General features: G+C 57.4%; 23 protein-coding genes. 15 read left to right on the top strand and 8 right to left on the bottom strand.

The features are described 5' to 3' along the window. The first annotated feature begins 2 nt into the window (after nucleotides 1–2). From paaE to paaY, 9 genes are all read left to right on the top strand, one after another. Nucleotides 3–1,073 carry a 1,2-phenylacetyl-CoA epoxidase subunit PaaE gene (gene paaE, locus A6013_RS00325; RefSeq protein ID WP_069732325.1) on the top strand — a complete coding sequence of 357 codons (1,071 nt, stop codon included), beginning with the start codon at nucleotides 3–5 and terminating at the stop codon, nucleotides 1,071–1,073. After that, the gene (gene paaF / locus A6013_RS00320) at nucleotides 1,070–1,837 is read left to right on the top strand and encodes a 2,3-dehydroadipyl-CoA hydratase PaaF (RefSeq protein WP_069732324.1); all 768 of its coding nucleotides are present in this window, start codon (nucleotides 1,070–1,072) and stop codon (nucleotides 1,835–1,837) included. The genes paaE and paaF overlap by 4 nt, the downstream gene beginning before the upstream one ends. Beyond that, nucleotides 1,837–2,625 carry a 2-(1,2-epoxy-1,2-dihydrophenyl)acetyl-CoA isomerase PaaG gene (paaG, locus tag A6013_RS00315; protein WP_041910183.1) on the top strand — a complete coding sequence of 263 codons (789 nt, stop codon included), beginning with the start codon at nucleotides 1,837–1,839 and terminating at the stop codon, nucleotides 2,623–2,625. Before paaF ends, paaG begins: the two co-directional genes overlap by 1 nt. A 1-nt stretch (nucleotide 2,626) precedes the next feature. Further along, nucleotides 2,627–4,051, top strand: coding sequence for a 3-hydroxyacyl-CoA dehydrogenase PaaH (gene paaH, locus A6013_RS00310; protein WP_069732323.1), 1,425 nt, complete (start codon nucleotides 2,627–2,629; stop codon nucleotides 4,049–4,051). Then, nucleotides 4,041–4,463: a hydroxyphenylacetyl-CoA thioesterase PaaI gene (paaI, locus tag A6013_RS00305; protein ID WP_028013034.1), complete on the top strand. Its 423-nt coding sequence runs from the start codon at nucleotides 4,041–4,043 to the stop codon at nucleotides 4,461–4,463. Before paaH ends, paaI begins: the two co-directional genes overlap by 11 nt. Further along, complete coding sequence (pcaF, locus tag A6013_RS00300; RefSeq protein WP_047368479.1) at nucleotides 4,463–5,668, top strand: 3-oxoadipyl-CoA thiolase; 1,206 nt, start codon at nucleotides 4,463–4,465, stop codon at nucleotides 5,666–5,668. The genes paaI and pcaF overlap by 1 nt, the downstream gene beginning before the upstream one ends. A gap of 27 nt (nucleotides 5,669–5,695) precedes the next feature. Further along, nucleotides 5,696–7,012: a phenylacetate--CoA ligase PaaK gene (gene paaK / locus A6013_RS00295; protein ID WP_041910177.1), complete on the top strand. Its 1,317-nt coding sequence runs from the start codon at nucleotides 5,696–5,698 to the stop codon at nucleotides 7,010–7,012. 84 nt (nucleotides 7,013–7,096) lie between these two features. Further along, on the top strand, nucleotides 7,097–8,032 hold the full coding sequence (paaX, locus tag A6013_RS00290; RefSeq protein WP_021241337.1) for a phenylacetic acid degradation operon negative regulatory protein PaaX: 936 nt from the start codon (nucleotides 7,097–7,099) through the stop codon (nucleotides 8,030–8,032). Nucleotides 8,033–8,041: 9 nt separating this feature from the next. Then, nucleotides 8,042–8,638, top strand: coding sequence for a phenylacetic acid degradation protein PaaY (paaY, locus tag A6013_RS00285; protein ID WP_069732322.1), 597 nt, complete (start codon nucleotides 8,042–8,044; stop codon nucleotides 8,636–8,638). On the opposite strand, the gene A6013_RS00280 is transcribed toward paaY, so the two are convergent. Further along, nucleotides 8,547–9,818 (bottom strand): serine hydrolase, encoded by a 1,272-nt coding sequence (locus A6013_RS00280; protein ID WP_069732321.1) that lies wholly within the window; start codon nucleotides 9,816–9,818, stop codon nucleotides 8,547–8,549. The two genes, paaY and A6013_RS00280, sit on opposite strands and share 92 nt — an antisense overlap. A gap of 136 nt (nucleotides 9,819–9,954) precedes the next feature. On the opposite strand from A6013_RS00280, the gene A6013_RS00275 reads away from it, so the two are divergent. Beyond that, complete coding sequence (locus tag A6013_RS00275) at nucleotides 9,955–10,437, top strand: glutathione peroxidase (protein WP_069732320.1); 483 nt, start codon at nucleotides 9,955–9,957, stop codon at nucleotides 10,435–10,437. Nucleotides 10,438–10,554: 117 nt separating this feature from the next. Here A6013_RS00275 and A6013_RS00270 read toward each other — a convergent pair whose 3' ends face one another. Next, a complete protein-coding gene (locus A6013_RS00270; RefSeq protein WP_069732319.1) occupies nucleotides 10,555–11,346 on the bottom strand; it encodes a sulfite exporter TauE/SafE family protein in 792 nt (263 codons plus the stop codon). Nucleotides 11,347–11,455: 109 nt separating this feature from the next. Between A6013_RS00270 and A6013_RS00265 the strand changes: the two genes are divergently transcribed. After that, nucleotides 11,456–12,250, top strand: coding sequence for a helix-turn-helix domain-containing protein (locus A6013_RS00265; protein WP_032674706.1), 795 nt, complete (start codon nucleotides 11,456–11,458; stop codon nucleotides 12,248–12,250). Nucleotides 12,251–12,303: 53 nt separating this feature from the next. On the opposite strand, the gene A6013_RS00260 is transcribed toward A6013_RS00265, so the two are convergent. Both A6013_RS00260 and A6013_RS00255 read right to left on the bottom strand, forming a co-directional pair. Then, the gene (locus tag A6013_RS00260; protein WP_069732318.1) at nucleotides 12,304–12,924 is read right to left on the bottom strand and encodes a LysE family translocator; all 621 of its coding nucleotides are present in this window, start codon (nucleotides 12,922–12,924) and stop codon (nucleotides 12,304–12,306) included. A gap of 127 nt (nucleotides 12,925–13,051) precedes the next feature. Then, nucleotides 13,052–13,654, bottom strand: a complete 603-nt coding sequence (locus A6013_RS00255; RefSeq protein WP_069732317.1) for an XRE family transcriptional regulator — start codon at nucleotides 13,652–13,654, stop codon at nucleotides 13,052–13,054. Between the two features lie 43 nt (nucleotides 13,655–13,697). Here A6013_RS00255 and A6013_RS00250 point away from each other — a divergent pair, with 43 nt between their 5' ends. Together A6013_RS00250 and A6013_RS00245 are read left to right on the top strand one after the other, a co-directional pair. Next, nucleotides 13,698–14,393, top strand: coding sequence for a B3/4 domain-containing protein (locus A6013_RS00250; RefSeq protein ID WP_069732316.1), 696 nt, complete (start codon nucleotides 13,698–13,700; stop codon nucleotides 14,391–14,393). Between the two features lie 21 nt (nucleotides 14,394–14,414). Next, nucleotides 14,415–15,308: a dihydrodipicolinate synthase family protein gene (locus A6013_RS00245; RefSeq protein WP_069732315.1), complete on the top strand. Its 894-nt coding sequence runs from the start codon at nucleotides 14,415–14,417 to the stop codon at nucleotides 15,306–15,308. 45 nt (nucleotides 15,309–15,353) lie between these two features. On the opposite strand, the gene A6013_RS00240 is transcribed toward A6013_RS00245, so the two are convergent. Then, the gene (locus A6013_RS00240) at nucleotides 15,354–15,791 is read right to left on the bottom strand and encodes a VOC family protein (protein ID WP_083264149.1); all 438 of its coding nucleotides are present in this window, start codon (nucleotides 15,789–15,791) and stop codon (nucleotides 15,354–15,356) included. A 186-nt stretch (nucleotides 15,792–15,977) separates the two neighbouring features. On the opposite strand from A6013_RS00240, the gene A6013_RS00235 reads away from it, so the two are divergent. Continuing rightward, entirely contained in the window at nucleotides 15,978–16,904 is a 927-nt protein-coding gene (locus A6013_RS00235; RefSeq protein ID WP_045261411.1) for a LysR substrate-binding domain-containing protein, read from the top strand. Between the two features lie 42 nt (nucleotides 16,905–16,946). On the opposite strand, the gene A6013_RS00230 is transcribed toward A6013_RS00235, so the two are convergent. Next, nucleotides 16,947–17,417, bottom strand: a complete 471-nt coding sequence (locus A6013_RS00230) for a hypothetical protein (protein ID WP_069732313.1) — start codon at nucleotides 17,415–17,417, stop codon at nucleotides 16,947–16,949. A 293-nt stretch (nucleotides 17,418–17,710) separates the two neighbouring features. On the opposite strand from A6013_RS00230, the gene A6013_RS00225 reads away from it, so the two are divergent. After that, nucleotides 17,711–18,187, top strand: a complete 477-nt coding sequence (locus A6013_RS00225; protein WP_028013049.1) for a WbuC family cupin fold metalloprotein — start codon at nucleotides 17,711–17,713, stop codon at nucleotides 18,185–18,187. 51 nt (nucleotides 18,188–18,238) lie between these two features. Here the strand turns inward: A6013_RS00225 and A6013_RS00220 are convergent, their stop codons facing one another. Further along, nucleotides 18,239–18,838, bottom strand: coding sequence for an NAD(P)H-dependent oxidoreductase (locus A6013_RS00220; protein WP_069732312.1), 600 nt, complete (start codon nucleotides 18,836–18,838; stop codon nucleotides 18,239–18,241). A gap of 74 nt (nucleotides 18,839–18,912) precedes the next feature. Beyond that, the gene (locus A6013_RS00215) at nucleotides 18,913–19,506 is read right to left on the bottom strand and encodes a TetR/AcrR family transcriptional regulator (protein ID WP_069732311.1); all 594 of its coding nucleotides are present in this window, start codon (nucleotides 19,504–19,506) and stop codon (nucleotides 18,913–18,915) included. Nucleotides 19,507–19,511: the final 5 nt, after the last annotated feature.

Genomic DNA, 19,511 nt, shown 5'->3' with positions numbered 1-19,511 from the left:
CCATGACAACGTTTCATTCATTAACAGTGGCAAAAGTGGAACCCGAAACCCGCGACGCGGTAACCATCACCTTCGCGGTGCCGCAGGCGTTGCAGGAGGCCTACCGCTTCCGCCCCGGCCAGCACCTGACCCTGAAAACGACGCTGGGCGAAGACGAGCTGCGCCGCTGCTACTCCATCTGCCGCAGCACCGCGTCGGGTGAGATCAGCGTGGCGGTCAAAGCCATCGACGGTGGGCGCTTTTCCCGCTATGCCCGGGATGAGATCAAAGCGGGCATGGCGCTGGAGGTGATGGTTCCTCAAGGGCAGTTTGGCTACCAGCCGCAGCCTGAACGTGAAGGCCACTACCTGGCAATTGCCGCAGGCTCCGGGATCACCCCGATGCTGGCGATTATCTCCGCCACGCTTTCGATCGAATCCAACAGCCATTTCACCCTGATCTACGGCAACCGCAGCAGCCAGAGCATGATGTTCCGCCAGGCGCTGGCGGACCTGAAGGACAAATACCCGCAGCGGCTGCAGCTGGTCTCCATCTTCAGCCAGGAGCGGCTGGACAGCGACCTGCTCTTTGGCCGCATCGACGGGGAAAAGCTGCAGGCGCTGGCGAAAACCCTGATCAACTTCTGCCAGTACGACGAGGCCTTTATCTGCGGCCCGTCGGCGATGATGGACGACGCCGAAGCGACGCTGAAAGCGCTGGGGATGCCGGAAAAATCCATTCACCTTGAGCGCTTTAACACCTCCGGAATCACCGTTAAGCGCGCGGTGCACGTGCAGGCGGAAGGTCAAAAAGTGACCGTGCGCCAGGACGGGCGCGACCGTGAAATCACCCTGACGGCGGACGACGAAAGCATTCTTGATGCTGCCCTGCGTCAGGGAGCGGATCTGCCGTATGCCTGCAAGGGCGGCGTCTGCGCCACCTGCAAATGCAAAGTGCTGCGCGGCAAGGTGGACATGGCAACCAACTACAGCCTGGAGCCGGACGAGCTGGCCGCCGGGTATGTACTGAGCTGTCAGTCGCTGCCGTTAACCGCCGACGTGATTGTCGACTTTGACGCGAAGGGGATGGCATGAGCGAGCTGATTGTTACCCGTCATGACCGCGTGCTGCAGCTGACGCTGAACCGTCCGGCGGCGCGCAATGCCCTTAACAATGCGCTGCTGGCGCAGCTTGCGGAACAGCTTGAGGCTGCCGCCGTGGATGACGATATCGCCGTCTGCGTGATTTACGGCAGCGAGCGCTGCTTTGCCGCCGGGGCCGATCTCAACGAAATGGCGGAGAAAGACCTGCCCGCCACACTGAACGATATCCGTCCGCAGCTGTGGGCGCGCATTAACGCGTTTAACAAACCGCTGATTGCCGCCGTGAACGGCTTCGCGCTGGGCGCAGGCTGCGAGCTGGCGCTGCTGTGCGACGTGATCATTGCTGGCGATAACGCCCGTTTCGGCCTGCCGGAAATCACGCTGGGCATCATGCCCGGCGCGGGCGGCACCCAGCGTCTTATCCGCAGCGTCGGTAAATCCCTTGCCAGCAAAATGGTGCTGACCGGCGAGAGCATTACCGCAGAGCAGGCGCTGGGCGCCGGGCTGGTGAGCGATCTCTTCCCGGCGTCTCTGACACTGGAGTACGCCCTGAAGCAGGCGGCGCTGATGGCGCGCCACTCTCCGCTGGCGCTGCAGGCGGCGAAGCAGGCGCTGCGCCAGTCCCAGGAGGTGCCGCTGCAGGCCGGGCTCGCGCAGGAGCGCCAGCTGTTTACGCTGCTTGCCGCCACCGAAGACCGCCGGGAAGGCATCGACGCCTTCTTACAAAAACGCACCCCCGACTTTAAAGGACGCTAATTGTGGAATTTATTCTCAGTCACGTAGAACAGGGCGTAATGACCATTACGCTGAACCGTCCGGAGCGTCTGAACAGCTTTAACGACGTGATGCACCAGCAGCTTGCCGAGTGCCTGAAGCAGGCCGAACGCGATGATGCCATCCGCTGCCTGCTGATCACCGGGGCAGGACGCGGGTTCTGCGCCGGTCAGGATCTGAACGACCGTAACGTCGACCCCAACGGCCCGGCGCCGGATCTGGGAATGTCTGTCGAAACCTTCTACAACCCGCTGGTGCGCCGCCTGGCAAAGCTGCCGAAGCCGGTCATCTGCGCGGTTAACGGGGTGGCGGCTGGCGCGGGAGCTACGCTGGCGCTCGGCTGTGACATGGTGATTGCCGCCCGGTCGGCCAACTTCGTGATGGCCTTTAGCAAGCTCGGCCTGGTGCCGGACTGCGGCGGCACCTGGCTGCTGCCGCGCGTGGCCGGACGCGCCCGCGCCATGGGGCTGGCGCTGCTCGGGGACAAACTCAGCGCCGAGCAGGCGCAGGCGTGGGGGATGATCTGGCAGGTGGTGGACGACGACCAGCTCTCCGCCACGGCGCAGCAGATGGCGCTGCACTTTGCCTCGCAGCCGACCTTCGGCCTGGGCCTGATCAAGCAGGCGATCAATGCTGCGGAAACCAACACCCTCGACGCGCAGCTTGACCTGGAGCGCGACTATCAGCGTCTGGCCGGTCGCAGCGACGACTACCGCGAGGGCGTCAGCGCTTTCCTCGCGAAGCGCGCGCCTAACTTTACGGGGAAATAAGATGCTCAACATACGGACTGTCGCCGTGATTGGCAGCGGCACGATGGGCGCGGGGATTGCAGAAGTGGCGGCCAGCCACGGGCATCAGGTGCTGCTCTACGATATTTCCAGCGATGCGATATCCCGCGCTATCGAGGGGATCCGCCAGCGTCTGGCCTCCCGGGTGACGCGCGGAAAACTCTCCGCCGATGCCGGGAGCCAGATCCTCGCCCGGCTGCTTCCCGTCACGGATATCGACGCGCTCTCCGCGGCCGAACTGGTGATTGAAGCGGCCTCGGAACGGCTGGAGGTTAAAAAGGCGCTGTTTTCGCAGCTGGCGGAAATCTGCCCGCCGCAGACGGTGCTGACCAGCAATACCTCTTCGATCTCCGTCACGGCGATTGCTGCGGACATCCACCATCCGGAGCGCGTCGCCGGGCTGCACTTCTTCAACCCGGCGCCGGTTATGAAGCTGGTGGAGGTGGTGAGCGGGCTGGCGACCTCCACGGAAGTGGCCGACGCGCTGTGCGAGCTGGCGCTGAACTGGGGTAAGCAGCCCGTGCGCTGCCAGTCAACGCCGGGGTTCATCGTCAACCGCGTCGCGCGTCCGTTCTATTCCGAGGCCTGGCGCGCGCTGGAGGAGCAGGTGGCCGCGCCGGAGGTGATTGACGCCGCCCTGCGCGAAGGCGGCGGCTTCCCGATGGGGCCGCTGGAGCTGACCGACATGATTGGTCAGGACGTTAACTTCGCGGTGACCTGCTCGGTATTTAACGCCTTCTGGCAGGAGCGTCGTTTTCTGCCCTCGCTGGTGCAGCAGGAGCTGGTACTGGCTGGCAGGCTGGGCAAAAAAAGCGGGAAGGGCGTTTATGACTGGCAGGGCGACAGGCCCGGGGTGCGCTGGGCTGATACCGTGAACGACAGCTACAGCCCGATGCGCGTGGAAAAAAGACGTGACGGTGTCACGGAAATTGATGATGTGTACCTGATTGAAACGCAGGGCGAAACCGCGCAGGCGCTGGCGCTGCGGCTCAACGGGCCGGTGGTTGTAGTAGACCGCATCGAGCGCGACGTCGCGATCATCGCCGCAGCCGCCAGCAACCCGCATACCGCGACGCAAAAGGCCATACGCTACCTGCAGCAGCAGGGGCTTCGGGTGGTGCAGATTGCCGATTATCCCGGCCTGCTGGTCTGGCGCACGGTGGCGATGATTGCCAACGAAGCGCTGGATGCTCTGCAAAAAGGGGTCGCCAGCGAGAAGGACATCGATACCGCCATGCGCCTGGGCGTGAATTACCCGAGCGGGCCGATCGCCTGGGGCGAGCGCCTGGGCTGGCAGCGCCTGCTGACGCTGCTGGAGAACCTGCAGCGTCATTACGGCGAAGAACGCTATCGCCCCTGTTCCCTGCTGCGCCAGCGCGCGCTTCTGGAGAGTAGCTATGAGTCATAACGCCTGGCACAACGCCCGCGCCATGTACGAACGGGACGCCTGCGCGCAGGCGATGGGGATGGACATTGTCGATATGGACGACGGCTACGCGGTGGTGTCCATGACCATCACCCCGCAGATGCTCAACGGCCACCAAACCTGCCACGGCGGACAGCTGTTTTCGCTGGCAGACACCGCCTTTGCCTACGCCTGCAACAGTCAGGGGCTGGCGGCGGTGGCCTCCGGCTGCTCAATTGATTTTCTGCGTCCGGGCTTTGCCGGGGACACGCTCACCGCCACCGCGCGGGTGAAGCATCAGGGCAGGCTGACCGGCGTGTACGACATTGAAATTCAGAACCAGCAACAGAAAACCGTCGCCCTTTTTCGCGGAAAATCTCACCGCATCGGCGGCAATGTGACAGGAGAGGCCTGATGCGTGACGCATTTATTTGTGATGGCGTTCGAACCCCGGTGGGGCGCTACGGCGGGGCGCTTTCCGCCGTTCGGACTGACGATCTCGGCGCCGTGCCGCTGCGCGCGTTGCTGGCACGCTATCCGCAGCTTGATCTGGAGCGGATTGACGACGTGATCTTCGGCTGCGCGAACCAGGCGGGTGAAGATAACCGCAACGTGGCGCGTATGTCGTCGCTGCTGGCCGGGCTGCCGCAGACGGTGTCCGGAACCACCATTAACCGCCTGTGCGGGTCGGGGCTGGACGCGATTGGTTTTGCCGCACGCGCCATTAAGGCGGGCGACGGGGACCTGCTGATTGCGGGCGGCGTAGAGTCCATGTCCCGCGCGCCGTTTGTGATGGGCAAAGCCACCGCCGCGTTCCAGCGACAGGCGGAGATCTTTGATACCACCATCGGCTGGCGATTTGTGAATCCGCTCATGCATCAGCAATTCGGAACTGACAGCATGCCGGAAACGGCAGAGAATGTAGCGGAATTGTTAAATATCAGCCGTGCCGATCAGGACGCGTTCGCGCTGCGCAGCCAGCAGCGTACCGCGCAGGCGCAGCAGAATGGCATTCTGGCGCAGGAGATTGTGTCGGTGCAGGTGCCGGGGAAAAAAGGGGCGGTCAACGAGTTCAGCGAGGATGAACATCCCCGCGCGGACACCACGCTTGAGCAGCTTGCCGGGCTAAAAACGCCGTTCCGCAGGAACGGGGTGGTCACGGCGGGAAATGCCTCCGGCGTCAACGACGGCGCAGCGGCGCTGATCGTCGCCAGCGAGCAGATGGCGCTGGCGCAGGGGCTGGTCCCGCGCACGCGGATCGTGGCGATGGCGACGGCAGGCGTGGAGCCACGTCTGATGGGACTCGGCCCGGTACCGGCCACGCGCAAGGTGCTGGAGCGCGCCGGACTCAGCATTAACGAGATGGACGTGATCGAGCTCAACGAAGCTTTCGCCGCGCAGGCGCTGGGCGTGCTGCGTCAGCTGGGATTGCCGGATGATGCCGCGCACGTCAACCCGAACGGTGGCGCGATAGCGATTGGTCACCCGCTGGGGATGAGCGGCGCCAGACTGGCGCTGGCCGCGAGTAATGAACTGCACCGACGCGGCGGGCGCTACGCGCTGTGTACGATGTGCATCGGTGTGGGTCAGGGCATTGCCATGATCCTTGAGCGTGTTTGAGCATAAAAACAATGTGAGTACCCTACAATGACAAATACAACAAAGCTTGATCCGATTGAAACGGCCTCCCTTGACGAACTGCAGGCGCTGCAGACCGCGCGTCTGAAATGGACGCTGCACCACGCCTATAACAACGTGCCGATGTACAAACGCAAGTTTGACGCCGCGGGCGTTCACCCTGACGATTTCAACGAGCTGGCGGATATCCGCAAATTCCCGTGCACCACCAAGCAGGACCTGCGGGATAACTACCCGTTTGATACCTTTGCCGTGCCGATGGAGCAGGTGGTGCGTATTCACGCGTCATCCGGCACCACCGGCAAGCCGACGGTTGTCGGCTACACGCAGGGCGACATCGACAACTGGGCCAACCTGGTGGCGCGCTCCCTACGCGCGGCGGGCGGCAGCGCGAAGGACAAAATTCACGTGGCCTATGGCTATGGCCTGTTTACCGGCGGGCTGGGCGCGCACTACGGTGCCGAGCGTTTGGGGGCGACGGTGATCCCGATGTCCGGCGGCCAGACAGAGAAACAGGCGCAGCTGATCCGTGATTTCCAGCCGGACATGATCATGGTGACACCGTCCTACTGCCTCAACCTGATTGAGGAGCTGGAGCGCCAGATGGGCGGCGACGCCAGCACCTGCTCCCTGCGCGTGGGCGTTTTCGGCGCGGAGCCGTGGACACAGGCCATGCGTCGCGAAATCGAAAAACGCTTAGGCATTACGGCGCTGGATATTTATGGCCTCTCCGAGGTGATGGGGCCGGGCGTGGCGATGGAGTGTATCGAAACCGCCGACGGCCCAACCATCTGGGAAGATCATTTCTACCCGGAGATCGTCAACCCGAACGACGGCACGCCGCTGGATGACGGCCAGCAGGGCGAACTGCTGTTCACCACGCTGACCAAAGAGGCGCTGCCGGTGATCCGCTACCGCACCCGCGACCTGACGCGTCTGCTGCCGGCAACCGCGCGCAGTATGCGCCGTATGGACCGGATCGGCGGCCGCAGCGACGATATGCTGATCATCCGCGGCGTCAACGTTTTCCCGTCGCAGCTGGAAGAGGAGATCGTGAAGTTCGAACACCTTTCTCCGCACTATCAGCTGGAGGTGAACCGTCGTGGGCATCTTGATTCACTTTCCGTGAAGGTGGAGCTGAAAGAGAGCAGCTTAACGCTGACGCACGAGCAGCGTTGCCAGGTGTGCCACCAGCTGCGCCACCGCATAAAGTCGATGGTCGGGATTTCCACCGACGTGATGATTGTGAACTGCGGCAGCATCCCGCGCTCGGAGGGAAAAGCCTGCCGGGTGTTTGATCTGCGTAAAGTTGCGGCCAACGGTTAAAACACCTGGCCCTCTCCCCTTTGGGGAGAGGGCCAGGGTGAGGGGCTTATGCTATGATTCATCCAGGACAAAAATAACAACAGAATGAATCACATGAATAAACTCGACGCCTTTATCCAGCACGCGGTCAGCTCGGTTCCCGTCAGCGGAACGTCGCTTATCTCCTCGTTATACGGTGACGCGCTTTCCCACCGCGGCGGCGAGATTTGGCTCGGCAGCCTGGCCGCCTTACTGGAAGGCATGGGATTTGGCGAGCGCTTCGTGCGCACCGCGCTGTTTCGCCTCAACAAAGAGGGCTGGCTGGACGTCTCCCGCATCGGGCGACGCAGCTTTTACCGCCTGAGCGATAAGGGGCTGCGGCTGACGCGTCGCGCGGAGAATAAGATTTATCGCGCAGAGCTGCCCGCCTGGGACGGCAAATGGCTGCTGCTGCTTTCCGAAGGGCTGGATAAAACTACGCTCGCGGATGTGAAAAAACAGCTCATCTGGCAAGGATTTGGCACGCTGGCACCGAGCCTGATGGCCTCGCCGTCGCAGCATCTGGCGGACGTGCAGTCCCTGCTTCACGATGCCGGCGTGGCGGAAAACGTGATTTTCTTCGAAGCCCACTCGCCGCTGGCGCTCTCCCGTGCCGCGCTGCGTTCGCGGGTGGAAGAGTGCTGGCAGTTAACCGAGCAAAACGCGATGTACGAGTCGTTTATCAACTCGTTCCGCCCGCTGCTGCCGCTGCTGAAGGAAGCCGCGCCGGAGGAGCTGACGCCGGAGCGCTGCTTCCAGATCCAGCTGCTGCTGATTCACTTTTATCGCCGCGTGGTGCTGAAAGACCCGCTGCTGCCGGAAGAGTTACTGCCCGCGCACTGGGCGGGGCAAAGCGCCCGACAGCTCTGCATTAATATCTATCAGCGTGTCGCGCCGGGGGCGCTGGCGTTTGTCAGCGAGAAGGGCGAAACCTCCGTGGGCGAACTGCCCGTGCCCGGCACGCTCTACTATCAACGCTTTGGTGGTCTTACAAGCGCATAAGGAGTGAAGATGCCAGTTTATCAAATTGACGGTCTGACGCCGGTGGTACCTGACGAGAGCTATATTCACCCAACGGCGGTGCTGATTGGCGACGTAATTCTGGGTAAAGGCGTTTATGTTGGCCCTAATGCCAGCCTGCGCGGTGATTTTGGCCGTATCGTGGTGAAAGATGGCGCGAACATTCAGGATAATTGCGTGATGCACGGTTTCCCGGAGCAGGACACGGTGGTGGAGGAGGAGGGGCATATCGGCCACAGCGCCATCCTGCACGGCTGCATCATCCGCCGCAACGCGCTGGTGGGTATGAACGCGGTGGTGATGGACGGGGCAGTGATCGGTGAAAACAGCATCGTCGGCGCGGCGGCGTTCGTGAAGGCGAAAGCGGAGATGCCTGCCAACCACTTGATTATCGGCAGCCCGGCCAAAGCGATTCGCGAGCTGAGCGAGCAGGAAATGGCGTGGAAGCGGCAGGGCACGCGGGAGTATCAGGTGCTGGTGGAGCGCTGCAAGCTAACTATGCACCAGGTTGAGCCGCTGCGCGAGGCTGAGCCTGACCGGAAACGGCTGGCGTTTGACGAGAACTTAAGGCCGAAGTCGGCGATGTAGGGGTAAGGCCGTCTTTTTTCGCCATATCCATCAGTAGCGCGATGCCAATATAGTTGCTCCAGTTAAAGATATTTTGCAGCACCACCACCGCATTGCCTTTCTCTTTGTCATAGCCGATGAAGCTGGAGTAGCCGCCGATATAGCCGACCTGATAGGTGATTTTTTCCAGACCAATAAAGTCGGTGGTCCAGGCAATGCCCTGCACCCCGTCGGGGCGTTGAATATCAGTATTTCTGACTTCGTCAAAGACGCTGTCCAGCAAGGGATTGTGGGTCGTAGAGACGTGATAGCGGGCATAGGCCGCCAGATCTTCGGCGTTACTGTACAGGCTTGCCGCCGCCACCATGTTGTTGGAAAAATGCCAGTCTGGCGTCAGCTGCCCGCGCGGGATGAATTTTGGCTGATCGCCCGCGTGGCCGAGCGCCCGCTGGGGGTATCCTTTGAGCTTCTGGGGCGTAAAGCTGCTGTTAACCATGTGCAGCGGACGGAAAATATAGCGTGACGCTAAACTCTGAATATCTTCGCCGGTTTTGTGCTTCAGGATATAGCCAATCAGGGCGTAGCCGGTATTGGAGTATTGCGGCGTTTTATCTCTCGGCGCGCGCCAGTTCGCCAGATAACGCAGCACATTATCGCTGTCCAGTTCACCGTAGAAATTATCACCCGTGCCTAAGTAGCGGATGAATTTTCCTAGCATCGAAACGTCCATATTCTGGCGCGGAAGGCCGGAGGTGTGGGTTACCAGCTCCAGCAGGGTGATTTTTTGTGCATCCTTACTTAGCGGCGTTCCCGGCGGTAGCAATGTCGCCAGGCTGTCGTTCCAGTTCAGTTGCCCCTCACTCACCAGACAGGCCACCACTTCCGCCGTGATCCCTTTGCTGAGCGAGCCGAGCGCAAACAGGGTATCGGGCCTGACCGGGTAGCGGTTGACCGCATCGGTTACGCCCCAGGTGTAAAACTGAGGTGAGCCGTGATTATGGATTACCGCGACCGTCATTCCTGGAACCGACTTTTGCGCCATGTAGTGACGCACCACGCTGTCAACGTCGCCATCCAGCGATTCATGGGTGAGGAGTTCCTGGGTACCTTCCGGGGAGGACATTTGCGAGAGCGTGCCACAACCGCTGAGGAATGGGATAGCAAGCAGAAGCCAGCGAATTTTTTTTGTGATGTTCTGCATACCTGATAGCGAGTGTGGTGGTCATTGGCGCGGCGGGAATGTATCACAAATAGCCTGTTTGAATGTAAACTTTCTGTACGGAGGCCGCCGCGTGGGTGGTCATAGCAGCTTTTCGGCCTGCTTTGAGGATTTCAGCATGACACGCTTTCATCAGCTTACCGCCACCCGCCTGGATGGCAGTCTTATCTCAATGGCCGACTATGCGGGGAAGGTGGTGTTGGTCGTCAATACCGCCAGCCAGTGCGGCTTTACGCCCCAGTATGCGGGTCTCGAAGCGCTATACAAGAAATACGCCGAACAAGGGTTAGTGGTGCTGGGCTTCCCCTGCAACCAGTTCGGTAAGCAGGAACCCGGCGACGCCGATGAAATCTCAAAGACCTGTTACATTAACTACGGCGTCAGTTTTCCCATGTTCGGGAAAGTTGAGGTCAATGGCTCCGCAGCACACCCGATTTTTCGTTATCTGAAAAACGAATTGCCTGGCGTGCTGGGTGGGCGGATCAAGTGGAACTTTACTAAGTTTCTGATCGGACGCGACGGTAAGCCGCTCAAGCGTTTTGCACCGATGACGACGCCAGAGAAAATGGAGGGGGCAATTGTTGCGGCACTGGGAAGGTGAGTGTTTTTGTCGCCAGAGCCTTCCATTTGCCGGGTATAGCCGAAATTCATTATGTCCGCTCTGTGCCAGGAGCGGACGTTGGTACAGGTAGCCCAGTAGTCGCCGCGATGGATGGGTTTACTGGAGCAGCATCGCCAGTAGCACCAGGCACAGCAGTATTACATAGATTCGTGCGTGCCATATGTCAGGTAAAGCAGGTATAACCCGACGGCTAAAAACTATTCCAGCCCAGCCCGTCAGTACCAACAGGCCTAAAATTTTCAGGCTGATAAAACCGAGAAATCCGCTCACCGGAATATTTTGCCAACCAATGAACGCATACGTCACGGCACCACACAGCGCGACAGGCAGAGAAAGCGGGTTAGAAGCGCTAATACATTCACCCATCGCATAGCCGTGTCGCCGTAATAATGGCACTGTCATCACGCTGCCACCCACGCCCAGCAATGCGGCTATCATGCCGATGATCACTCCGCCGCCCGTTACCACAGAAAGTGACAAGCGACGCGGGGAACTGCAGCTAAAAAAACCTTTGCGCAACAAACAATCGCCAATGGTTACCAGCATATAAAGAATGAACAGTGCGCGAACAATATTCTCGCTGAAGACTCCCGCTAGACAGGAACCCACGACAGCCCCGATGGCGATAAACCATAATAATGGGAACAATGTCTGCGCTGAAAGTTTGCCGGCGCGCCAGTTTCGGTAGCTGACCCAGCCCGCGTTAAAAATCATCACCGCCGTTGAGGTAGCAACCGCGATATGCATGGCGTTTCCTGCCAGCTCAGACTGCCGCAGCATCAGTTGATAAACAAATGGCACCACGACAAAACCGCCCCCAAAACCAAAGAGCACCGTGGTGATACCGGTAGTAAAGCCTGCCAGTGCAATAATTGCGATATCGTTCAAGAGAATATCCCCGACCTGAAAATGAGCGAGCAGCTTATACCGGTAGCATCCTGCTTCCCATTTGCGCAGCGCTCAATTACCTTTGTAAATCGTTCAGACGGAGACCGGTGTGCGCAACGTAAAAATTGAAGATGTCGATAAGCTCGATCGTGAAGTGGTGGCGTTAGGCAATGACTATGCGCAGGGATTTATACTGCCACAACACCAACATCGCCGCGCGCAGCTGCTGTATGGCGCAACGGGTCTCATGTACGTCTCAACCTGTAACGGAGAGTGGGTTGTTCCCCCACAACATGCAGTATGGATCCCACCCGAAACCCCTCACGCTGTCCGGTTTGTAGGTGTGACCACGCGTAGCTTATATATTGAACCAACATGTGTGACGGGATCGATTAAGTATCGACACTGTAAGGTGATCAGCGTATCGCCATTGTTACGTCAGTTGTTGCTTGATGCCGTGGATTTGCCGCTGATGTATGACAGCGCACGCGACCGTGCGCTGGTAAATCTGCTGTTACTGGAACTGGCGGAAATGCCGGTTCGCGAATTCGATATTCCGCTGCCACAACATCCGGCTCTGCTGGCTCTTTGTCAGGCGTTTTTACTCAACCCCTCAATCCATGACCCTGCTGAGCGCTGGGCCAGTACGCTTTTTATGAGCGCCAGTACCTTTCGTCGACTTTTCTTACGGCAAACCGGCATGTCATTTTCTGCATGGCGACAGCGAGCCTGTGTCGTCAGTGCACTGACGTTGCTGATAACAGGTAAACCGGTGAATGAAGTGGCACTCACTCTCGGATACGACAATGCATCATCTTTCGCCACGATGTTCCGCCGTGTCACGGGACAGCCGCCTTCGTATTATCGGTTTGATTTCAAAAGCTTCACAGGGCACCGTTCATAACGTCAGTTATGTGACCACAGCGGACGTTCTGAGCTGTGTTAGCGTTAATCAGGTTATCTTGTGCTGAGTGCAAGTTTAGCCGCAAAGCACAAAAACAATCCTCCTGTAGCTCTGTCCATTCCCCTGACAACACTGCTTTTCTTCAGTATGGCTGATGCAAAGTGCGTGGATAAAATGAGCGTGACTGACCACATTGTCCCTATTGCGACATGAATGCTGACAAGTATAAAAGTCCATACAAAGGGGGAATGTCCGGCAGGTATGAATTGAGGTAAAAAAGAGACATAGAAAATACCCATTTTAGGATTGAGTACATTTCCCAGCATTCCTTTTATAAACCAGTTCCCCGCTGAAGGATTAACGCCATCGCCGTGATTGAAAGATGAACGTGACCGCCTCAGCAGTTGCAAACCCAGCCAGCAAAGGTAAGTCGCACCACAAATTTTCAGCATGGTATAAGCGAGCTCTGACACCGCCAGCAGCGCTCCCAGTCCCAGCGCAACAAGTGCGCCCCAGATAAAACAGCCAGTATCAATTCCAAGAGCTGCCTGAAAAGCCTTCTTTCCACCTTCAGCACATGCCGTTCGTAGAATGAGTGCCGTATCCAGGCCCGGAGTGAGGGTGAGCAGTAGTGCAGCGAGAGAGAAGGCAAGGAGAGAATCAGTAACAGACATTTTCTTTATCCGAAAAAGTGGATGTTACCCCCTTACTTTGCGCCAATCAATTAGACAAAGGCAGTTATGTGAATAAATTGTAAATTGCTTTAATGAGACAAGCCCTGCTGGCATACCGGACTACAACTCAGGACGCTTTCTCATGCACTGTCATGATGAATACCAATGGGTCCTTCTCCCGGTTTTCATAGAAATGAGGAACGTCCGTTCTGGCAGTTGCCGAACAGCCAGTTTTTATCTGATACACGTGATCCTGTACGCCGAGTGTGAGCGTGCCCGACTGAACATAAAACAGTTCAAGCGTTCCTTCCGCGTGGCCGGGTGACGCAAACTTTTCCCCGGGCTGCATTTCCCACATCCAGAGCTCGGTCATATCAGGGCCACCCGACCCTGCGAGCAATCTTGCTCTCCCGCCTGTTTCACTTTTCCACAATTCTGGGATCTCATCTTCAGCAATGAGATGCACGGTCGGTTTGGCACTGACATCCACAAAATCAGCCACCGAAACCCCCATCGCGGCAGCCAGGCGACATAACAGGGCAATGCTGGGATTCGCCCGGCATCCCTCTATCTCAACCAACGCTCCCTTACTTACACCCGCCTGACGCGAGAGTTCATCAAGGGAGATTTTCTTTTGCTTACGATACAGTTTAATTCGCTGCGATACGGCTTCATTCACGGAGCTGGCGATCGAATTTGCATCGGTCATTAAATTGACTTTTTTGGTCATTGGTCATTATCATGGAATAAATTGGTCATTACAGGATTATCACGTGTTAACAGTATCTCCGTCAATTTCTCCTGAAATTTATCGTATTGCTCCTGGCTTTCGGGCGCTCAGTATCCGCGTAAAAGCTGCGCCAGTGCTTAATCCCGGCACTGGAGAAACGGCGCTGCGAGAAGCCTGTGAGGCGGTTCTGGCCGGTGAGCCTGCCTGGGCGGAATCTCATCTGGCGGCATGGGCCGACGTTTTTCAAAAATTTGGGGCTAAACCTAAACGCACCCCTTGCTCAGCGGATGCGTTACGCAAGCGCGTCTTACGTGACGGAACGATGCCAGCGCTCGATCCTGTCGTTGATCTTTATAATGCCGTCAGTCTCCGCTATGCCGTTCCGGTTGGTGGAGAGGATCTCTCTGCCTATCAGGGGGCGCCGCGTCTGACTGTGGCAAAAGGAACAGAACTTTTTGATACGGTCAAAGAGGGAGAGACCACCGTTGAGTATCCTTCACAAGGGGAGGTTATCTGGTGTGATGATATCGGCGTGACCTGCCGTCGCTGGAACTGGCGACAGGGGATCAGAACCCGCTTAGGCGTGGAAGCGCAGCAAATGTGGTTCATTCTGGAGAGTCTCCCGCAGATGCCGCTGGAGACGCTTCACGAAGCCGGAAAAATGCTGACCGACGGCCTGGAAAAAATGATGCCCGGTCTGTGGTTTGACGTTGCTCTCATCGAAGAACAACAGCAGTAATATCCTTCAGGAGAAACATGTATGTTTACCGGCTTGTCGGCATTTCCATTAACCCCAGTCACCGCCAGCGGCGTGGATGAAAAGGGTTTCAGCCATATCCTTTCCCGTCTTACAGACGCTCGGGTTGATTCTATGGGCATCCTGGGGTCAACCGGAAGCTACGCCTATCTGACCCGGGAGCAGCGCAAGCGCGTAGCAACGCTGGCCAAACAGCATGCAGGGGACATCCCCGTGATGGTGTGTGTGGGAGCGGTCAGTACCGATGCCATTCTGCATCTGGCAGATGATGCACAGGCCGCTGGTGCGAATGCGCTGTTACTCCCGGCGGTCAGCTACCAGCCACTCCGTGACGAAGAAGTCTTCTCACTCTTTGAGACCGTTACCCGGCACGTGTCTGTACCGGTGTGTATCTATGATAATCCGGGCACGACGCATTTTACCTTTACGGATGAACTCCACGGTCGTCTCTCATCACTTGAGGGTGTTCGCTCGGTCAAGATCCCTGGCGTCCCGAATAGCCCCGCTGCAGCAACTGAGCGGGTGAAGGGGTTACGTCAACATCTGCATCCTGGCGTAACAATCGGTATAAGTGGCGACGCTTATGCGGGACTGGGATTAAACGCCGGTTGTGAAGTGTGGTATTCCGTGTGTGGCGGTCTGTTCCCTGAGATGGCGAAACAAATCACTGAAGCCGCGGCGGCAAACGATCGTCAACGCGTTACAGCCCTGACAACCCGCCTTGAGCCATTGTGGTCGCTGTTCCGTAAACATGGCGGAAGTATTCGCGTTATTGCTGCTGCGGCTGGCGTGCTTGGTCTTACCGACATGGATTGCCTGCCTCGACCTCTGCAACCATTGTCGGCTGGCGACATCGCGGATATTTCCCATGTAATAAGCATGCTGGAACTGAAGTGATCTCCGCAGGACTGGGTGTCTACCGGTCCTTACCGAAAAATTTTATTATTGAAGTGACTCTTCTTCGCCTGATACCTTATCTGCATCAGGAGAATAATGCTGGCAAACGCACGCCAGTTTATGTCCGTCAGGATCGCGCAGATAGGCAACATAAAAGTCGGGGCCGTAGGCGGTTCGTGTACCGGGCACGCCTTCATTTTTCCCACCCGCACGGAGGCCCGCTGCATGGAAGCGTCTGACAATGTCCGCGTTATCTGCTCTGAAAGCGAACATTGTCCCGTTTCCCGCCGTCGCGGGTTGCTGGTCAAATGGAGGACAAATACAGAAGCTAAATTCGTCATCCGGATGATTTTCGTTTCCCCACATTGCCCAGCTATCAGTCCAGGCGGGCAGACGCGTATAGCCCAGCACGTTAAAAATAGCGTCATAAAAGTTCACGGCGCGCTGAAAGTCATTTGTCCCAATCGTGATATAAGCCAGCACTTTAAACATCCTCTTTTCCGTCAGTCTGAACAGAGATTATCGCAAAGTAGCTATCTTCATCACCACCCAGGCCAGGATCATCGGCATGCCTCAGCAGGAAGCCCCGGCGATAAAAAATGTTGGCTGACGTCATCGTGTGCCGATAATACAAAAACTGTATGATTACACCTTCCAAAAAGGGAATGTATGTCTTTACCGCCACTGTATGCGCTGCGCGCGTTCGAAGTTGCCGCACGGCTGAACTCGTTCAGCAAAGCGGCTGAAGTCTTGAATATCACGCCGGGGGCGGTCAGCAGGCATGTCCGCACGCTTGAGATGTGGTTCGACTGCGAGCTGTTTAAACGGCAGGGACCGAGAGTGGAAGTCAGCGACGCCGGGCGTATTCTGGCCGGGCAGCTTAGCGAAAGTTTCTCGAATATTGAGTGGGCCTGTCGCGCATTCAAAAGTGAAAACCACCTTCTGCGCCTCAAGGCCCCCAGCACCCTGACGATGCGATGGCTTCTCAATGTGCTTAAATCCTTTCGGGAGAATCATGCGAAGCCGAAAATCGAAATCGCCAGCGTCTGGATGGACTTCGACACCGTTGACTTCAGCCGCGAGCCCTACGATTGTGCGATCCTCCTCGGTAACGGCTATTTCGGCGAGTCAACGGAGAGCAGGCTACTGTTCAGCGAATGGCTTATTCCGGTTTGTACGCCGTCTTTGCTGGAGCCTGCCCGGCATCAGCTTCCTGAGTGCGATCTTATTCATCCGTCACCGGACCGACGGGACTGGAAGCGCTGGCTGAAAAGGACGGGCTTATTCCCCGGCCTCGACATGAGCGGCGGGATCGTGTTCGACACCCTGGAGCAGGGAAGCCTTGCGGCCATGCACGGACACGGCGTGGCGATGGCCGATCTCCGGCTCACGCTCGACGCGCTGAAAAGCGGCTTGCTCGCGCTGCCCTTCCGGGAGGCGATAGCAACAGGGGATGGTTACTATCTTGTCTGGCCGAAAAATTCGCTCAGAGGACAGAGTATTGAACGGTTGCTGGCCTGGCTTAACCTTAATTCGCCGGTCGTTCCTTCGCTGGATATCGTCTGTCTTGAGTATAATGAAAAGCGGCTGTCTTAAATTAAACAGGATATTCCTTACGGACTATCCTGTTTAATAAGTTTACGCGTAGGGTATATTCGCCATCTTTTTATATCTTTCCGGCAGTGCGCTATTCAGGTTAAGTAATTTATCCAGAATATAAAGCGCTGGCGTCCCCTTTGCGCGCTCTTCGTCGATCAGCGAAGAACGTAGCACATTGGCAGCCGAGGTCATTTTACGAAAATACTCTTCTGATTCCGGCGTCTGTACTTCACCGGACTCGGCGTAACGCACCCGTGGCCAGTCCGCGAAGTCAGGCTGGGGGGAGAGTCCGTCGTCTTTTGTAATATGTGCTGAGAGTAGCTCCTCGGCATTGCCAGGAGCGTTCTGGGCAAATGAGAGCAGGTGCAGTCGATGTATAAATGGCGAAAGCGCTTCTGAACGATGACTTTCTGAGGAAAGTAAGGTGATTAGCGCAGGTATTTTTTCATCAGCGGTGCTTTTTTCTGGTGAGAGGGTTTTCAATAAATGGAATAAAACATCGAGTGTCATAGGTGCTCCATATCCGCACATTATTATTTATTGTTTTTACGTCGCTATCTGTTTTTGATAGCGGTATACCAGGGGTAAATGGATGGTATTTCAGTGCGGTTATGTTTGAAAAACGATAAATAGTTGGCATTAATGTGAGTTTTACTCAATGTGGCGCTCTGGGCTCCAACATTGCAGATCCTCTCACGGCAGCGTTTTGTTTCACAAATGCCTTAGCTTATCGGCTTTTCAGGATGGTATAACGTCGTGCAGCAATCGGCTTGCCGTTAATCGCCACATTCTCAAAGGCTTATATGAAACAAATTACTTTTAGTGACCTGCAGCAGCAAAGCGAGCAGGCCGCACATTCTCCTCGCTTACGCGCACACCGTAATTTACACCCTGACCTGAGCGATCCGGTGCAGCGCCTGGCCATTGCAATGGAACCCGGTACCTATGTCCGCCCCCATCGCCATCCGCACACGTTTGAACTGCTGACGGCGCTGAGCGGTCGCTTTCTGGTGCTGAATTTTGACGACAGCGGAAACGTGACCCGGCGCGTGGTGTTAGGCGAAGAGTGTAAAGTTCTGGAGATGGATGCCGGAACCTGGCATGCCGTGCTGTCGCTGGATAAAGGCGGCGTCATTTTTGAGGTAAAACACGGGGCGTATCAGCCCGTGCCTGAGCATGATACCGCCCCGTGGTCGCCTGCTGAGAACGCGCCAGGTACTGTAGAGTTGATGAAATGGTACGCCCAGGCGCAGGTGGGTGATAGGCGTTTTACCCTGTAATTTTCCTGTAGTGTTCCCGGCGCGCAGAAAAGCGCGCCAGAACCGTATGGTTTACTGGATGTCGCCGAGTCTTTGCAGGAATTCCTCAACCTGCTCAGGCGTAGCCGTGTCTGCCTGGTAAAGGATTTCGAGCTTAACGTTCTTCAACCCGCAGAAGCCAAATACCCCTTCGATTATCTGCGTCTGAATCGCCGTCGAATAGCCGTGTTTGTCGAACCCGGCAAGATCGCTACCGCCGGTGGCAATCAGGCGGACGGGAACATCACGTAAGTTGCCCACAATCCGGCCGTCGTCGGCCACCTTATACGCCCAGTTCAGGGTTAACATGCGATCGAACCAGCCTTTCAACAGCGCGGGAACCGACCACCAGTACACCGGGAAGACGAATACCAGCATATCCGCGCGCTCGACGCGCTTTTGCTCGCGCAGAATATCGTCAGGAAGGGCGCTCGGATCGCCGTGATACAAATCGAGATCGGCGCGGGTCATCGCCGGGTTAAACTCTTCAGCATGCAGATCGGCGATCTCAACCTGCGTACCTTCCTCGCGTAATTTCCCGGCAATACGGGCTGCCAGCGTATGGGATAACGAATTGTCGATCGGGTGTGCCGTCACGATCAGCGCGTTTTTAATGGCATGGGTTGCAGACATAGCGACCTCCAGATGGGGGAGAAGTGATGCCTATATTACTATTGGTAACTTAGGTGTCAATCCGCCCCCGGCAATCATTTTGTGCTATTCGCGTAGGTCTCAAGCACCCCGGTCATGACGCCGCAGAGCATATCTTCTGCCACATTCCGGGCGAGCACGCCGTTGCCCGCCGAGGTGCTGAGCGCCTCCGCCGCGCCAATGATGGCCGTCAGTACCGCTTCTCCCTGAACACCTTTTAAGACGATAAAAGGAGAAAGCGCGGTGCGCAGGCAGTCGGCGCATTCGGCCACGCATGCTTCCCGAAACGTCTGCAGCGCGCGAGAACCGGACAGCGCCGCGGCGATTGGCCCGGTTTCAGGCCCGGCGGCAATGGCACAGTCGATATAGGCCGCGCTGAAAAAGCGGATCGTCTTCTCCAGCGTTTTGCTGTCTACCGCGAGCGTCTCGCGGAATTTCTCCAGCTGCCGATCGCTATAGTCCTGATACAGTGCCATCAATAGCCCCTCACGATCGCCAAAGTGGTCGTAGGGGATAGGCTTGGTCACGTTAGCCCGTTCTGCCAGATAGCCAAGGGTCAACGCCTCCGTGCCTTGCTGACGCACGATCCCTCGCGCAACCTCCAGGAGCTGCACGCGGCGGTCCTCTTTTCTTAAGCGCTTAACAACCATGCTTG

Origin of the sequence: Enterobacter sp. IF2SW-B1 (assembly GCF_001743375.1) — a bacterium.
In the GTDB taxonomy this organism is placed as follows: Bacteria; Pseudomonadota; Gammaproteobacteria; order Enterobacterales; family Enterobacteriaceae; genus Enterobacter; species Enterobacter bugandensis.
Note: the sequence above shows the minus strand (reverse complement) of the source record. Positions and strands in the feature narration are given on the sequence as shown.